The sequence below is a fragment of the Paenibacillus sp. AN1007 genome (genome assembly GCF_040702995.1).
In the GTDB taxonomy this organism is placed as follows: Bacteria; Bacillota; Bacilli; order Paenibacillales; family Paenibacillaceae; genus Paenibacillus.
On the sequence record NZ_CP159992.1, the window covers coordinates 4922353 to 4938215 of the forward strand.

Annotated in this window: 10 protein-coding genes; 4 read left to right on the forward strand and 6 right to left on the reverse strand. The window is 45.5% G+C overall.

The features are described 5' to 3' along the window. Positions 1–147 precede the first annotated feature (147 nt). The 3 genes from ABXS70_RS22120 to ABXS70_RS22130 all read right to left on the reverse strand — a co-directional run bounded on the left by ABXS70_RS22120 (position 148) and on the right by ABXS70_RS22130 (position 9502). On the reverse strand, positions 148–5046 hold the full coding sequence (locus ABXS70_RS22120; protein WP_342554244.1) for an Ig-like domain-containing protein: 4899 nt from the start codon (positions 5044–5046) through the stop codon (positions 148–150). A 258-nt stretch (positions 5047–5304) separates the two neighbouring features. Beyond that, the gene (locus ABXS70_RS22125) at positions 5305–8358 is read right to left on the reverse strand and encodes an ATP-binding protein (RefSeq protein WP_342554243.1); all 3054 of its coding nucleotides are present in this window, start codon (positions 8356–8358) and stop codon (positions 5305–5307) included. Beyond that, positions 8348–9502, reverse strand: coding sequence for a response regulator (locus ABXS70_RS22130; RefSeq protein WP_366290904.1), 1155 nt, complete (start codon positions 9500–9502; stop codon positions 8348–8350). Before ABXS70_RS22130 ends, ABXS70_RS22125 begins: the two co-directional genes overlap by 11 nt. Positions 9503–9773: 271 nt before the next feature. On the opposite strand from ABXS70_RS22130, the gene ABXS70_RS22135 reads away from it, so the two are divergent. Beyond that, on the forward strand, positions 9774–9980 hold the full coding sequence (locus tag ABXS70_RS22135; protein ID WP_342554241.1) for a DUF2536 family protein: 207 nt from the start codon (positions 9774–9776) through the stop codon (positions 9978–9980). 118 nt (positions 9981–10098) lie between these two features. On the opposite strand, the gene ABXS70_RS22140 is transcribed toward ABXS70_RS22135, so the two are convergent. The 3 genes from ABXS70_RS22140 to ABXS70_RS22150 all read right to left on the reverse strand — a co-directional run bounded on the left by ABXS70_RS22140 (position 10099) and on the right by ABXS70_RS22150 (position 13919). After that, entirely contained in the window at positions 10099–10917 is an 819-nt protein-coding gene (locus ABXS70_RS22140; RefSeq protein WP_366290907.1) for a VanW family protein, read from the reverse strand. Positions 10918–11090: 173 nt separating this feature from the next. Further along, positions 11091–11918, reverse strand: coding sequence for a hypothetical protein (locus ABXS70_RS22145; protein ID WP_342554239.1), 828 nt, complete (start codon positions 11916–11918; stop codon positions 11091–11093). A gap of 36 nt (positions 11919–11954) precedes the next feature. Then, positions 11955–13919, reverse strand: coding sequence for an AarF/ABC1/UbiB kinase family protein (locus tag ABXS70_RS22150; RefSeq protein ID WP_342554238.1), 1965 nt, complete (start codon positions 13917–13919; stop codon positions 11955–11957). Between the two features lie 400 nt (positions 13920–14319). Here ABXS70_RS22150 and ABXS70_RS22155 point away from each other — a divergent pair, with 400 nt between their 5' ends. Genes ABXS70_RS22155 through clpP form a run of 3 tightly spaced genes read left to right on the forward strand, consistent with a single transcriptional unit; the run spans position 14320 to position 15840 of the window. Then, entirely contained in the window at positions 14320–14736 is a 417-nt protein-coding gene (locus tag ABXS70_RS22155; RefSeq protein ID WP_342554237.1) for a MerR family transcriptional regulator, read from the forward strand. Beyond that, a complete protein-coding gene (locus ABXS70_RS22160) occupies positions 14736–15242 on the forward strand; it encodes a hypothetical protein (RefSeq protein ID WP_366290912.1) in 507 nt (168 codons plus the stop codon). The genes ABXS70_RS22155 and ABXS70_RS22160 overlap by 1 nt, the downstream gene beginning before the upstream one ends. Positions 15243–15255: 13 nt before the next feature. Then, on the forward strand, positions 15256–15840 hold the full coding sequence (gene clpP / locus ABXS70_RS22165) for an ATP-dependent Clp endopeptidase proteolytic subunit ClpP (protein ID WP_342554235.1): 585 nt from the start codon (positions 15256–15258) through the stop codon (positions 15838–15840). The last annotated feature ends 23 nt before the right edge of the window (positions 15841–15863 follow it).

The following is a 15863-nucleotide window of genomic DNA, read 5'->3' on the forward strand; positions in this document are numbered from 1 at the left end:
TATATCACACCCTCGAGAGAAGCATCATATTCTTATAAAATCAAACTATAAAAAAGCGGAACAAGGAGTCATTATTCCTCGTTCCGCTATTCTAGTTTTCATACGTTACAGCTTATATTATCCACCCTAAATTCCAACGATCTCCACTTAGATTAGATCTGACTTCTGCAGTAATCTCTGCATGATCGCCGCAATCTCGGCGCGTGTAATCTTACCCTTAGGTACAAGTAATGACTGGCTGCGCCCCTGCACAAGACCGGACTTCACGCTATCTGCTGCACTGGTTCGTGCCCAGGAGGATACAGCAGTCTCATCTTGGAACATCTGAAGTGCTTCATCCACAGTGGATGAGTTCAAACTGTCTTTTAGCCCAGTAATCTTCATTGCTTTGGCCAAAATGACCATTGCCTGTTCTCTAGTAATGGTTTCGTTAGGGTGGAAGGTACCATCCTCAAAACCGTTAATTAGTCTGTATGCATATGCTGTACGAACAGCACCATTGTACCAATCCTCATTGTGCATATCCATAAATGGGGATGCCCCATTCTCCGGACGAAGTCCTAGACCACGGACAACTACTGCGGTGAACTCTGCACGGGTCACGGCTCGGTCAGGACTAAAGCTGCCATTCCCGACGCCTTCCACAATCATCCGAGATCCCATATCATTCACAGCGTCTTTACTCCAATGATTGGTTACGTCCTCAAATTGCATCGGATGCCATACCACTGCATAAGTACTGTTGGTGAGGCTGTTAATTTCAGCCTCATATCTTCCGTTATTTTGACGTACTTTGGTCGGAACATGACGAACTGATCCGTCTGGCTCCACCACAACACCAGTTGTAATTTTATTCGGATCTATGTCATCTGGAATGGCTATCGTTCTCTCAACATAGGCATCAAAACTTTTGATTTCAAGTGATTGGTCACCGTATACAGCTTTAACTGTAAAGTCGAGCGGCTGAGCAGCAAGTGTCAGCTCATTCTGGGCAGCAGCACGCAATACATTTTCCGATTGAACAGATGTTGGTGCTGCGATTTCAATCTGCACCTTGATTCCCTGCAGATCGTTTGAACCTCCAACTTGACCTGCAATCTCCCCGATACGGATCTGTCCGGCGGGAACGGTGTATGAAGCCTGTTCTGTTTGGAATTCCAGTACAGCTTGATATTCTTCCATTGTCCTGATCATTTCACCAGTAAGTTCACCAACAAAGACGTCAAACGCTTGGCGAATAGGAATCGTAACAACCGCGCGCTGCCCCTCAGCGGCCAATCTATCGTTCAGCTTCTGCTGATCCACCACAATCGTTAACGCGGTTTGTTGATTACGCCGGGATGTTATCGCTTGTCCGGCATTCTCCACCTTCCCATTAACCAGAATATCGACGCCAGTCGTCGCTACTGCTGGTGTTGTTGGCGTTGGTGTGACAGGCGTTACTGCTGTAGTCGATGGAGCTTGTGTGACAGGCGAACTGGTTGGCGGAGCAGAAGTTCCTGCAGGCGTAACCACATTAGAAATAGCCGACTCTTTGCTTTTGCCCACACTGTTAATGGCTTTCACCGTAAACGTGTAGCTTGTCCCGTTACTCAACCCTGTCACTGTAATCGGACTGGCACTGCCTTTAACGATCACATTGCCTGGCAGCACAGTCACCTCGTATCCCGTAATCGGACTTCCACCGTTATGTGCTGGTGCTGTAAATCTCACGGTAGCTTGTCCGCTGTCCGGAGTCGCAGTCACATCTGTTGGCACTTCCGGAACGCTGGAAGTAGGCAGATTCACCGCTTGGATGACTTTGAAAGTCACAGGTGTCATATGATCTGCTGCTAATGTGACCACAGCTGTATATGTTCCTGCTGGTAATCCATCTTTGGCATGCAGGGTGAAATGGGTCTGCTCTCCGGCAGCCAGCTCCGTATCTGGCTGTGTAATAACAAAGGCTTCCGAACCATTCCCGCTAAGGGAAACGGATAAATTGACCAGCTTCCCAGAACCTGTATGCTGAATGAAAACGGTGTTTGTTTCCTGAGTACCCGATGCATACCCGAGCATCATGGATTTCAGTGTGCGATCTTCAATCGGAGCAATGGTATACGTTGGAGCTGCTGTTACCGTAAGAACCATGGTCCCTTTTTTGCTGTTATCTACTGTGGAAGTTGCGAGAATGGTATATTCCCCTGGCTCAGCATCGGCCTCTACCGTAACATAACCTGTATCGCTGACCTTCACCTTATTTGCTGTATCGTTACTGCTCCACGTCACCGTTATATCGGCTCCGCCTACGGTGTCTACCGCTGCCGTCAGCTGTCTGCTCTCTCCCTGCATCAGGCTGTCCGCAGCCGGATTAACGATGACGCTGTTCACGGCGGGTGCATACGTCACCTTGATCATGGACACTGCAGCCTTAGTTGGATCGTACACTGAAGCTGCTGTAATCACATAGTCCCCCGGCACGGCATCGGAAGCGACGCTAACGTTTCCGGTGCTGCTCACCGTCACCTTGCTGCTGGAGTCGTTACTTACCCACATCACAGATGGATCGGCTCCGCCCACCGCATTGACAACAGCGGTAAGCTGTTCGCTACTTCCCTGCATGACGGTAGTACTTTCCGGATTAACAGTGATGCTGTGAATGGCGGGTGCATACGTGACTGTTATGGCTGCCCTGCCCGTTTTGCTGCCGTCTTGAATGGATGCAGCTGTCACCGTATAGTCACCCGGTACAGCATCTGCTGCAGCCGCTACCAAGCCTGTATTACTTACTGTAACTTTACCGGTTTGGTCGCTGCTGTTCCACGTTACATCAGTCGTAGCTCCTCCAACTGCCTCAACAACTGCCTCTAACTGCAGGCTATCTCCCTGCACGATGCTTGCTGGATCAGGCGTAACGTTGACACCGTTTACTGCTGGCGCATACGTCACCGTAATTACCGCTGTCCCCACTTTGCTGCTGTCTACCGTCGAAGCTGCCGTAATGGTGTAGTTTCCCGGTACAGCGTCCGCTGCAGCCGTTACGAAGCCTGTATCACTTACTGCAACTTTGTTATCCACGTCACTACTTGCCCATGTTACTGTTGATGCCGCCCCACCTACAGCGTTTACGGTTGAGACCAGTTGTCTGCTCTCTCCCTGCATCATCGTGTCGGTACCGGGACTAATACTGACACTATTAACGGCTGGTGCATACGTCACCGTAATAACCGCCGATTCTCTCTTGCCCGTATCATAAGAGGAAGATGCTGTAATGATATAGTCGCCCGGCCTGGCGTCAGGTGCCGCACTAACCTTCCCCGATGCATCTACCGTTACTTTATTACTGAGATCACCACTGTACCATCTTACCGTATCTGGTGCTCCACCTACTGCTGTTACCGCTGCTGTTAGCTGCGTACTTTCCCCCTGCATCAGGCTAGCAGTACCCGGACTAACGGTTATACTTTGAACCGCTGGTGCATAGGTCACCGTAACGGTTGCTGCAGCTGTTTTCGTGCTGTCATAAGTGGAAGCAGCCGTGATGATGTAATCGCCCGGTGTCGCATCCCGTGCCACGTTAACTAAGCCTGCAGCATTTACTGTAACTTTGTTCGTAGTGTCACTACTGCTCCAATGGACTGTTGTTGGCGCTTCTCCCACCGCGTTAACCACAGCAAATAGCTGTCTGCTTCCCCCTTGCATAGTACTTGTCCTAACCGGGCTCATCGTCACACTGGTAACACTTGGTGGAGGCGGCGGTGTGAATTGGGCCGCCCTTATATTTACGACTTTTCTGTCATTCTCGTCCCACACCGCATACAGTGCTCCATTCATTGCTGTGATAGCAGGGTTCATGGCGGTTTTAGTTCCAAACGCATTCAAACCACCATTTCTTCCATTCTCGGCTAGCACCCATCCATTTCCGTTATATTTTTTTACACGAATTTTGAAAACGGGAACCCCATTTACCCATTCTCCTGAATTTTCGGACCAAATGGCATATAACTCGTTTTTCATACCCGCTAACTGAACCTCGAAAGCACGCATACCGATATTTACATTAATACCATACTCACCATCTCCATCAATATTGGTCCAAGTCGTTCCGTCAAATTTTTTAACACGAATTTGATCATCAGTACTATATTGACCACCGCGGGCTTCCACCCATGCTGCGTACAAATGGTCATCGAAAACACTTAAAGCTGGAGTTATTGCATTATTCCAACTTACTTTATTCAAGCCAACTCCACCGTCAGCCACAGTCCAGTTGGTACCATCATACTTCTTCACCCGCACTATACTAAAACCATTGGCCGCTCTTTCAGACCACATTGCATATAAGTCGTCGCCAAACACAATCATAGCTGGCCCACCTGCTCCAGTGTCTGGGGTGATGTTTAACCCTTCCGTTCCGCCTCCGTCAAGGCTTGTCCAAGTAGTACCATTGTATTTCTTGGCGCGGATCTTGGCTGCCTCGCCCCATATGGCGTATAACTCGCCTTTATATGAAGTCAACTTGGAACTAATAGCATTGACTGAGGGATTTACATTAATTCCTTCCGCACCCTCTCCTTCGGCATTTTTCCAGCTCGTACCGTCATACTTTTTGACCCGAATTTGGCCAATAGAAGAGGTTTTCATCTCTGTCCAAGATAAATACAAAGCGTTATTAGACACAGCGAGAACCGGAGAAACTACATCTTTGTTGACATCAAAATTCAAACCATATATTGGGTGACCTCCGTCAACACTTACCCAGTTCGAGCCATTAAATTTTTTGACTCGGATTTGACCAATGGTAGGCGTACTTTGAATTGTTTCTCGCCATGCCGCATAAATTTCACCCTTCCATTCCACTATGGCAGGCTTTTCGCCTCTCATAGCTGGATTCACGTTAATCCCAGTTTCTCCATACCCATCAATGATCGACCAGCCCGATGCTGCCGATGTGATACTGCCCCCAACCATCAAGGATGGTATAAAAAGAATAATGGCCATGAACAGGTGTGCCATTCTTCGAAAATGTCTGTTGAGTCTCTTCATTAAGGTTTTTACAGGGTCCATTACGCATCTATCCCTCCGTCTTCTCGTTTACTATGTATGATTCATACACTTCTGCTCAGCATAACGGACTTCACCTTAAAAAAACCTTAAAATTCAACTAAATTCGACACACTTCGACCCATATAACCTCCATAACTCCTGATTGTGACGTGCGGCCCTTACACCTAATCCATTCCATCTCATGTTCACAACAAGCCATACCAACAAAAAAAAGGTTCCATCGCAAATGCGATGGAACCCTTGATATAAAATTCCCCCTTAAGACTGCATATCCGGAATACGAAAAGCAACACTCGTCCCACGACCCGGTTCGCTCATAAGTTCCAGTGAAGTACCATACTCAAATCTCAAACGTTTATTGATATTCCGCAAGCCTACACCTTGTTCTACATTCGATTCATTCGGATCCATGAACAGATGGATTCGCTCAGGTGAAATTCCAACTCCGTCGTCGGTTATAGTAAATAACCAGAAACCATCTGCTCTTGATGCTGTCAATTGTACTGTTCCGCCTTCGATCTGTGCTCCAATACCGTGACGAATTGCATTTTCAACTAACGGCTGCAGGAGCAGTGGGGGCATTTTCAGACGATAAGCCTCCTCAGGTATGTCATATTTGAAACATATTCGATCACCGAATCTTGTTTGCTCAATCTCCACATATGTTTGTATAAGTTGGAATTCTTCATCAAATTCGATGCGATCATCCGTATTGCTGAATCGAAAGCTCCCACGTAAGTAATCCGCCAGCGCGATAATCATGTTCCTTGCACGCTCCACATCCGTATAACTGGAAGAAACAATACTATTAAGAACATTATATAAAAAGTGCGGCTTGATCTGCGATTGAAGGAACGCCACCTCCATATGTATGGCTCTTCCCAACGATTCCTTCATGGCAAGCAAACTTCCAATTCGAGCCTTCAGTTCTTCCAGATCAAATGGTTTAGGCAAATAATCATTAGCTCCCACCTGGAAGGCCGCCACTTTATCCTGCGGCTGCAGTGCTGCTGTCACCATGAGCACAGGCAGTTCCAGCAGCGAATACCGCTTGCGAATTTCCAGACATACTTCATATCCAGACATGCCGGGCATCATCAGATCCAGAATGACCAGATCTATTCTCCCCGGCTGGTTGATCTGTTCCAGCGCCTCGTATCCGTCTTTGACCGCGATAACTCGATAATCGAGCGATTGCAGCGCATCGAGTAAAACTTTCAGATTCACATACTGATCATCAACAATTAGTACCGTACGATTACCTTCGGCATTCATAATCCAAGGTGTTGAAAAGGAATATTCCTTTTTCAAAGGCAGATTGTAAGGTTCCGTTGAACGCTGCAGGGCTGGAGTACTCTTCCTAGTTGAATCTGCCATCGGTAAAGTAAACGTAAATGTAGTGCCCACCCCAACCGTAGATATAACTTCAAGCTCCCCTCCCTGCAGATCGATTAGCTGCTTCGCAATCGGCAGCCCCAGCCCGAAACCGCGCTTCTGTGTTCCCTCCATGGATTTAAAAGGCTCATAAATATGCGGCAGATCCTTCGGATCAATACCTGCCCCTGTATCCCTGACCTCCAATTGAAGCGAACCTCCGCATACTTTTCCAGTGACCACAACGGTACCATGATCTGTGTGTTTGACCGCGTTATCAAGAAAATTACTAATGACTTGGCTTAATCTGATTTCATCAGCATACGCGAAAGGGAAGTTCGCTGGTACCTGATTGATAAGCTGAATATCCTTCTCGGCACAAAGATAGGTGTAAAAACGAATCTGCAGCTCTACAATCGAACGTACGTCTACTGGTGCAGGTGCAATTCTGAATTCTCCCTGTTTCAATTTGGATAAGTCCAGAATGTCATAGACAAGCTGAGACAGTTTCCTTGTAACTTCAATCACTAACTGCAGCTTTTCCCGCTGCTCGGCTGTAGCTGGGTTTGCCGCATCATCAAGCATGGATCGTGATATGTTCATCACGCCGTGCAGAGGGGTCTTGAATTCATGCGAGGTACGCGCAAGAAAATCATCCTTTTGTTTATCTGCCTCAAGCAGCTGCTCGGAAAGTTCCTCAATCCTCTGAAAAGCATTGGAAAATCGGAAAGACATCAGCAGTCCAAGGATGAGAAGCACAAGAAACGGCTCGACTGGTGGCAGTGAATAGATGGGTACTCCGAAATATACGTTCATGTTCTGGTTCAAAATCAAAGCGTTTAATGCCATCGCTGCCACGGCAAGATACCAGCTGCCAGCTACCTTATGCAGAACAGCATGAACAAACACATATGTTGCGTACAGCAGAGCCAACGTGACATACAGTGACGTCACAACACGCATCAGTCCGGTCGTAATCTGCACAGCGAAAACCAAATGCAGGAGGAGCAGACATGCGCCTGTAATTAAACCTCCTTTAGTAAGCCATTTGTGACTATACGGGCGAAATGCCGTATACACATACAGGAAAAAGCCTACGCCTACCCCAACTGTCACTACCATTTGGATTCGGAAATAGAGCCAGAATGGGAGTGCTCCGATCACATCAAACAATACCCTCTCACCGCTGACACTTGTAAAAGCCGCGATAAACAAACACACGAACCCAAATACGACAAGGGAAAGATCATTCCTCCGCTGAGAGAATAAACCTATAAAGTAGAGTCCCATGATCAGAAAGGCGGTCATTACCACCCAGTCATGTGCAGTCGCCAGATCCCGTATTCTAGAAATCTGATCCGCCTTACCAAGCTGAATGGATTCACCTATTCCGCTAGCAACCTTAAATTCATGATTAGCAACCTCGATAAGAACATCATTCCAACCCTGTTTTAATGTGAAGTAACTGACATATGGCTTATTGAGTGCTCGATAGTCTTCCTTCAGGTTGGGGTCTCCACTGGAGCCTACAACTTGGCCATTGACGATAAGCCTGTTAGAGATCAGAATGGCGGCCGTTTTGATCCCATATACGATATTGTCATCATCAATCCGTATCCTCAATCGGTAAGTGGCTTCACCTAACGTATCCATCTGCTTAGCCCAGTTACCTGGTACCTGGATCATTGAAGGTACATAATCTCCCCTACGATCTGAGGCAAGAGAGCGGCTGAAAAGCAGCTGATGGGGATAAAACTCCCATTGTCCGTCCAACCGAACGACACCCTTCTCCTCAAATGCCCAATTCGTCAAATCCATCGTTCCATTGACTGCAGTGGGCATCTTTTGTTTATTGACCGTAAAATATGTCAGCAGTAATCCATAGGTGGTAAAAAGAATCGCTATTGTAATAAGCAGCGCAATGATTTTACGACTCATTGAGCTGTGAACTCTGTCTTTCCTTCGTTTGATGAAAAAGTAACATCGTTTCCTCCTCTAATTCTGATCCAAGCTGTACGCGTACAGCCTGTTCCAACTGCAAACATACACGGTACGCCTCGTTCCGATTACCGAGCTCCAGATGGAGTTTGATCAATGACCGGCCGTCGGTCTCGGAGTCGGGAAATATCGTGAGCAGTCGCTGCAAGCTATCCACTGCAAATGAGAGATTTTCTCGGTTACGGTAATAAACACTCCATTTGCGCAACACACGGACATACAAGGATTTGATCTCCAACTGTTTGGCGATTGCCCAGTCGAAATTGCATCCTTCCATATAATCTCCATTGTACATCTCGTTCATCTGATGGTAATGCTTCTCGTTCATATTTCCTTCGCCCAATATTTGGTTCAGTAATGTCTCGAACAGTGACACATCCGTCGTGATATTGTTCAGCTCAGCGGAAAATCCCTGATTTCCTTTGTGAATATGGATCGGGATGTCTTGATCCGTCAGGCTTTTCCGCAGATAAGAGAGACAGGTATACAAATACGATTTGGCTTTGTCGAGATCATACTCCGGCCACAATGCCTCAATAATGAAGCCAGCATTCACACGTTTGCCCTCATGATGAATGAGGAACGCACACAGTTCTCGTTCTTTTTTTGTTTTCCATATAACTTCTATATCGGGCTTGGGCGGCGAGAAGATATGAAACCCACCAAGAGATCGAACAGACGGAACAGGAGCCTTATTGGTCTGCTCTGAATCTTTCTGCTTGGATAGACTTTTTGCTATCCGAGTCACTGTATTCTCTAATCTGGCTAATGTAAAAGGCTTTAGCAAGTAATCGGTAGAATCAATCTCGAATGCTTCCAGCGCATATTCCGCATAGGCAGTCGTGAAAATAATGGGCAGCTCCGGCGAGATGCTTCGGATGCGGCGCGCAGCTTCGGTCCCCTTCATACCAGGCATCTGGATATCTAGGAACACGGCATCGACCACTGTTTCGCTTAGAGCATCGATGGCTTGAAAAGGATTGAGATATGTTCCGGCAATTTCGACATCTCCTACCTGCTTAAGCAATATTTCAAGCAAATTCAAAGCATCTGCTTCATCATCAATTAAAATGACACGTATCATTGGCTGTTGACTCCTTTTCAGTTCAAACTAAAGGCTGGCGGCTTCAAGTCAATGTTACATTCGTTATGATTCATATATTTATCGGGCGGGTGCCTCCGTCTCATTAGATTCTTTTTCATTTTCTACGATTACGATCTAAGCTCTTCATACAAACTAGTCTTTGCTGTTCCTCTGAATTACGCACACTATTGTAGAACTGAAGAAGCTGCTCTACAATGAAGCTCGGCAGGCTCTTAACCTGCAAATTAAAATTGGAGGAGGCCTGAAGAGGATGGAAATTTCATTGGATATGATCAAAGACAAGGTTGAATGTCTGCAGGCGTATGATTTTCAGGAATTGGAACGAGCAATTGAGGAACGAATCAATATAAACAAAGCATTAGTATTACGAGTGAAACAGGTTCAGCACCAAGTCACATTTGACCCTATTCGTAATAAAATGCTGTACAGTGCGGCTGTACATTTTGCGGTCGAGTAAGAATTGAACCAGGTATCGCTTACTGAAGCAAACTCAAACAGCGCGCACCGGTGTATATCGGATGCGCGCTGACTGCACAGCTTATTCTGATTGAAAACCCGTAGTTTTAAAATGCTGTTTACTCTGCTGTTATTGCTGATTCGGTTAATAACGGAGAATACATCATCAAGGCATTGTTCTCAATGATGAATTCATCATTAATCTGTTCACCTTCCTGATTGTAAACCCGCCGATGAAGCACATTTCTCCTGACGTAACCTCCCCAATGCTGCTGCTCAATACGGTGCTGTTTCTCATATATTTCATAAGAGTACTGTACTTTCTCGTTCGCCCGCCATTCTCCCTGCAGTACATGATTCTTTAATTCCAGATGAAGCTGGTAACAGGTTGTCGTTGGATTCGAGATCATCAGATCCAGATAGTTATAAGCACACGTGGCTCCGCTTCCAAACGGCTGTGTACGGTTCGAATCAGGGAATACATCATAACTGTGCCGATGACGTTCAACTACGGCAAGTGGTGTGTGCAGCGTCATCCAGTAAATTAGATTCGAAAGCTGACAGAGTCCTCCGCCAACCCCAGGTTTAAAGCCGCCATAAAATAATATCATCCCCGGAAGATAACCTTTGCGCGCTGTAGTTTTGCCGATCAGCTTCCAATAAGACATCGTTTCACCAGGCTGAAGGAGCAGTCCATTCAGACATTCAATTGCAATTGACAGATTGATTTCTTTGTTATGCTGAAGCCACATATCCACGTCCTTCAACTTTCGAAGGGTAGGTGTTTCATGATGGAATATAACATGCGGAAACTTTTCCTGCGAGAAGGACTTAGCAAATGATGTACCGTCAATTAACCATTTCGCATACCTTCGCCAAGTATAGTATGTTTTTCCCAACATCAACCGCAGCTTGGATCTCGGAATGGGTTTTCTCATGGCATCATCGACCCTTCCTTCGTGTTTTGTTTTTTTTAAATATCATCTATTGTCTTATAGGACGTTCTTCCCTTCACTCTGGTTACGGTCATCTTCCCGATCGCTCTGCTTAAATAACGAAAAGACCCAAATTCAGCAGAACTGGGTCTATCACAAATGATTACTTTTCCAACTTACAGCCTCCCGTAATTCCGAAGCACCGATAACGTAAAGATCGTATGATACGGCTGCCAATGCTTCAAGCCATGCTCATCGCTCCAGCCGCCATCTTCACGCTGCGAAGACACCAGATCATCCAGAAATTCGTTCAGCATATCCTTAGACATCGCCTGAGCGACCCGGGTATCCGGTGAACTGGCAAATTGGAAAAGGGTAAAGTAGTTTTTCTCCGTCGTGTTCTGAGCACATTTTATAATATTGTCGATTGTCGCTTCTATAAAAGGTCTATTCTCAGGAGTATCTTCGAGATTGAGATAGTAGTCATGGGCATGGTATGCCATAAAGAGCCAATCATTGGCCTGAATGTGCCCCAGCGTCAGGTTAGATTTTGCCCAGATCGATGTCGATGCAGCTAAGGAAGCGGAGCAAATCCCCTGTTTGATCAAATTACCTGTAATTGAATCGGGTGCGGACTGCCCGCCACTACTCCACCACGGAGCATGAGGGTACTTATGTAAGGAGTCAGGATTCTTCAAAGAGCCGTCTTCATTTCGATTGCTTTCAACCCAGTCTACCGTACCGATCAACACCTCTGTCAGCGCCAGATTCATATCCCTGCCCATGGTCAGAAGAAACTCCAGCGCGAGCGGATGTGAATCCGGACATTTAATATCATGCTCCAAACCATGTCCCCACCCGCCGTCTGCATTTTTGTAACAGAGCAGGCACTGATACAGTCGTTCAATCGAGCCACCATCAAAAAGATAACTAAATAACGCTTGCTCCCAGAGTAAACCGTTAGCATATACAAAATCCCTTGCCTTATCTAATGATACTGGCATAGTACAGCCTCCATTCTGTCTCATTCTGCATCTTACTTACACCTTCGGTTTCAACTGTTTAATTACAGCCACGATCAATATGATCATGCCTACGCCAAATCCAGATATGGATAACGGAGCGAATAAAAATCGCATCAATTCACCCTGCAGCACAAAGCTAGCAAGCATGACAACCATACAGATTACCGTGAATACACCCACTGTCAGAGTGCCCGTGAAATCATGCAGTGAATGATTTTCCTCACGAGCAATCGTAATTTTATTGTCCTTCAGAATAGGCAGTTCCAACAACTTCGGAATGTAGTCTGTAATCTGCTCTTTGACCTTTGTTATACGCTCTTTGACCACTTGTCCTTTATCCATATGAGCTGCGTAAGATTGACTGGCTGCAGATAAAGAGTACGTATCATCTACAGATGACAGTGTCCCATCCAACGTAATGATGGCTCTGAATGCTCCGGCAATCGTAGGTTTTAACGAAAGCCCCATCTCCGTGATCATGGACATCATTCGTTTCATCATGACACTTGTCGGATCTGGTGAGAAAGATGCTTCAGACAAAAGTCGGCTCAGACGCTGTTCAATCAACTTTTCATCCAGTAAATGCCCATCCTCACAAACTCGTGTCAAACCATGCGCCATCTCTTTCGTATCTCGATTGCTGTATCCCATCAGGAAGCTTAACATCCCACCTCGTTCTTCATCCGTTAAGTAACCCACCGAACCGAAGTCGATCAGCGCAACCTCTCCATCAGCGGTCAGCATCAGATTTCCGGGGTGCGGGTCTGCATGAAAGATACCTATCACTAGAATCTGATCCAAGAATGCGTGCATGATCCTCTCGGAAACATCACTTGTCACCGCTTTCGTGAAGCTGGTTCCTTTGATGTATTCCATGGTTAAGATCTGTTTTGTCGAACACTCCGAATAGATTTCGGGGACACGGATACGAATGTTGTGTTCTTCAAATGCTTTTCGGATCAGATTCGTATTCAAGGCTTCAATATCAAAATCCGTTTCCTCGATCAAATTCTGTTTGAACCCTTCAGCAAGCTGAATTAATCCCAGTCTTTGGATTTTGACAGAACGCTCGGATAGCCATGATACAAACTGGATTAAAATATCCAAATCAACCGTCATTTTCTGCTTCACATCAGGTCTTAAGATTTTGACAACAACCTTCTCTCCCGTCAACTTCAGCTTCGCCAGATGAACTTGTCCAATCGAAGCCGCTGCGATGGGTTCCATGCCAAAGGATTCATAAGTTTCATCCATATTTCCGATTTTGTTGTCGATAATCGCTTTCAGCTCATGTGGGCTTAGCGGTTTCACCTGATCATGTAAACTGGAGAAGGCCTGGATGTAGTTTGCAGGTAACATGTCCTTTTTGGTCGATAACACTTGGGCAAACTTCACAAATACACCACCCATGTTATCCAGTACTTCAGCAATAACATATGGCAGTTTGGCATGATCCTGCTGGATCAAATGAGCCAACCCTTTGCGTGAAATAATCCAGAACATATGCATCATCCGCCGCCACGCGCGAGCTTTATTCAAGATGTACAGGAACGGATTGGCCGCCTGCAATATTTTAAAATTAAACAGGTTAAGAAGCATATAGGCATAACACGCGATGAATATAACAAGCAGCGGATAATAGATAAACATGACTCTAAGAATCTCGGCATCTGGTGGCGCTGTCTTTTGATTAAAGTAGGTAAAAGAAAGGACGAGCGTTACCACCGATGTACTGAATAATATCGCCAAGCTCAGCTTCAACTGGCTGCTTTTGAACGTGCTGATATTCCCGATGATAAAGTAAACCAGAAACGCTGCCACCAAAATACTGCTCAGATAAAATTGTTCCAACACCTGAAGCAGCATGCTCACCACAAGAGCACTGGCGAACGAGATCAGCACTTTATGTTTCCTGTTGAAGAACGATGTCAGCAGCATGAATAGAACGAAACACACAAGCAATGTAACAACAAAGAACATCTTACATCCCACCTGTTATGTAATGGTATTGTGTGAACGCGTAAGTGATTTGAATACAGTGGAAAAGTACCATACATGAATGCGGGTTCACGTCATTCTTGAAATATTTCTTGAAATATTTCTTGAAATAATTCCTGAACACCTGCACAGCTTGTATACCTCTAACCCGTTCTCCCTCAATATAACACACTAAACTTGGACTTGGGATGATGATCAAAGAAAGGGCAAACGATATCTCACTTAAGGCAGCGTCCAGGAGATATTTCTCTTTTCTCCAGCAATTATACACTTCCCCATAAAGGCTAAATGTTTTATTTTGACAAATGTATTATGTTACAGTAAACTGTACACAATACAGTAAACTGTAACATGAACAGTTTAATGTCATAGGAGGTGTATCATGAATAGTTATACAGCTAAACAAGTTGCTGAAATTCTCCAGCAGGATGATCCTCGCATGAATCTGCGAACCGTGAGGTACTACACCCAAATCGGAATGGTACCTCCGCTTGAATTAGTGGGCAACAAAAGAGTTTACACGGATAACCATCTTCATCATTTTCGTGCAATCATCACTCTATCCAGAACAGGTGAGACTCTGTCTTCCATTCAGGAAACCTTAAAGAAACTTTCGATGGATGACATCGAGAAAATTAGCCAGCAAATTACGTTATATGAACCAAGCCGCATTATTGAAAACGAAACACTCAAGATTACAGATGATGTTATTATCACGATTAGTCCTCGAATATCTGCGGAGGTCAAACAAAGAGTCATCGAATCTGTATCGCAAGCACTAAGGGGTGAACATTTGTAATGGTTGATATTCAGTTAGCAAAGTCCAAGATGGAAAACGAAGAAGGCATGAATCATCTATGGATACAGCTCCATCCGGAAGACTTACTCCAAATATCTGAAATCAAAATCCAGCTGCCAAAAGGGATTTATCGCTCCAAGAATCTGAATGGTCTGATTGAAAATGAGCAAGGACACATTATCACGGATGCCTCAGGTCAAGACATGATCATAGAAATTTTTACGCAAGATGCGATTCCATGTGGTGAAATGACCATCGTAGTAAGCTTGCTGACCTCCGAGGCAGCCGTACATCAAGACATCTCGATTCAAGTCGTCCCTGAAGAAGAAATGGATACAGCCGAGATTAATCAGCACGTTGTTGAACGAGTCAAAGCCTTAAGCAATACCTCTCCTACCCAAGATGATGACGAAGATGACAGTAATTTTGTTTACATTCAGCCAAAGATACTGGAACAAAGGATTTCTCGTCTTGAAAAGAATTATCGAATTGACTATGGATACTAAAGGGGGTATCACTATGAATCTGATTCCATACGTTGTCGAACAATCCTCCCGCGGGGAACGCACCTACGATATATACTCCAGGCTGCTGCAGGACCGGATCTTGTTTGTATCTGGAGAAATCACAGACGCGCTTGCGAACAGCGTTATTGCACAGCTGCTCTATTTGGATGCCATGGATTCGGAAAAGGACATTCATATGTACATCAATTCACCGGGCGGTTCCATTACAGCAGGTATGGGCATCTATGATGCCATGCATTTGGTTAAGGCCGATGTATCTACACTATGTGTTGGCATGGCTGCATCTATGGGTGCTTTTTTACTATCTAATGGTGCAAAAGGTAAACGATTCGCGCTTCCACACAGCGAAATTATGATTCATCAACCGCTTGGCGGAGCACAAGGTCAAGCCTCAGATATTGCTATTAGTGCTAAACGCATTATTCGATTACGGGATAACATCAACAATATCCTATCTGGGCAGACTGGTCAGCCCTTGGAGAACATTGAACGAGATACGGACAGAGACAACTTTATGAATGCGCATGAAGCCAGAGATTATGGTTTGATTGACAGGGTACTCGATGCTGCACAGTAAAGAAAGAATGGACAGATGGTAAT

Coding starts and splice junctions, on each gene's coding strand:
- ABXS70_RS22130 (WP_366290904.1), bottom strand. CDS start 9,502: ATGATACGTGTCATTTTAATTGATGATGAAGCAGATGCTTTGAATTTG.
- ABXS70_RS22120 (WP_342554244.1), bottom strand. CDS start 5,046: ATGGACCCTGTAAAAACCTTAATGAAGAGACTCAACAGACATTTTCGA.
- ABXS70_RS22150 (WP_342554238.1), bottom strand. CDS start 13,919: ATGTTCTTTGTTGTTACATTGCTTGTGTGTTTCGTTCTATTCATGCTG.
- ABXS70_RS22145 (WP_342554239.1), bottom strand. CDS start 11,918: ATGCCAGTATCATTAGATAAGGCAAGGGATTTTGTATATGCTAACGGT.
- ABXS70_RS22135 (WP_342554241.1), top strand. CDS start 9,774: ATGGAAATTTCATTGGATATGATCAAAGACAAGGTTGAATGTCTGCAG.
- ABXS70_RS22160 (WP_366290912.1), top strand. CDS start 14,736: ATGGTTGATATTCAGTTAGCAAAGTCCAAGATGGAAAACGAAGAAGGC.
- ABXS70_RS22125 (WP_342554243.1), bottom strand. CDS start 8,358: ATGAGTCGTAAAATCATTGCGCTGCTTATTACAATAGCGATTCTTTTT.
- clpP (WP_342554235.1), top strand. CDS start 15,256: ATGAATCTGATTCCATACGTTGTCGAACAATCCTCCCGCGGGGAACGC.
- ABXS70_RS22155 (WP_342554237.1), top strand. CDS start 14,320: ATGAATAGTTATACAGCTAAACAAGTTGCTGAAATTCTCCAGCAGGAT.
- ABXS70_RS22140 (WP_366290907.1), bottom strand. CDS start 10,917: ATGAGAAAACCCATTCCGAGATCCAAGCTGCGGTTGATGTTGGGAAAA.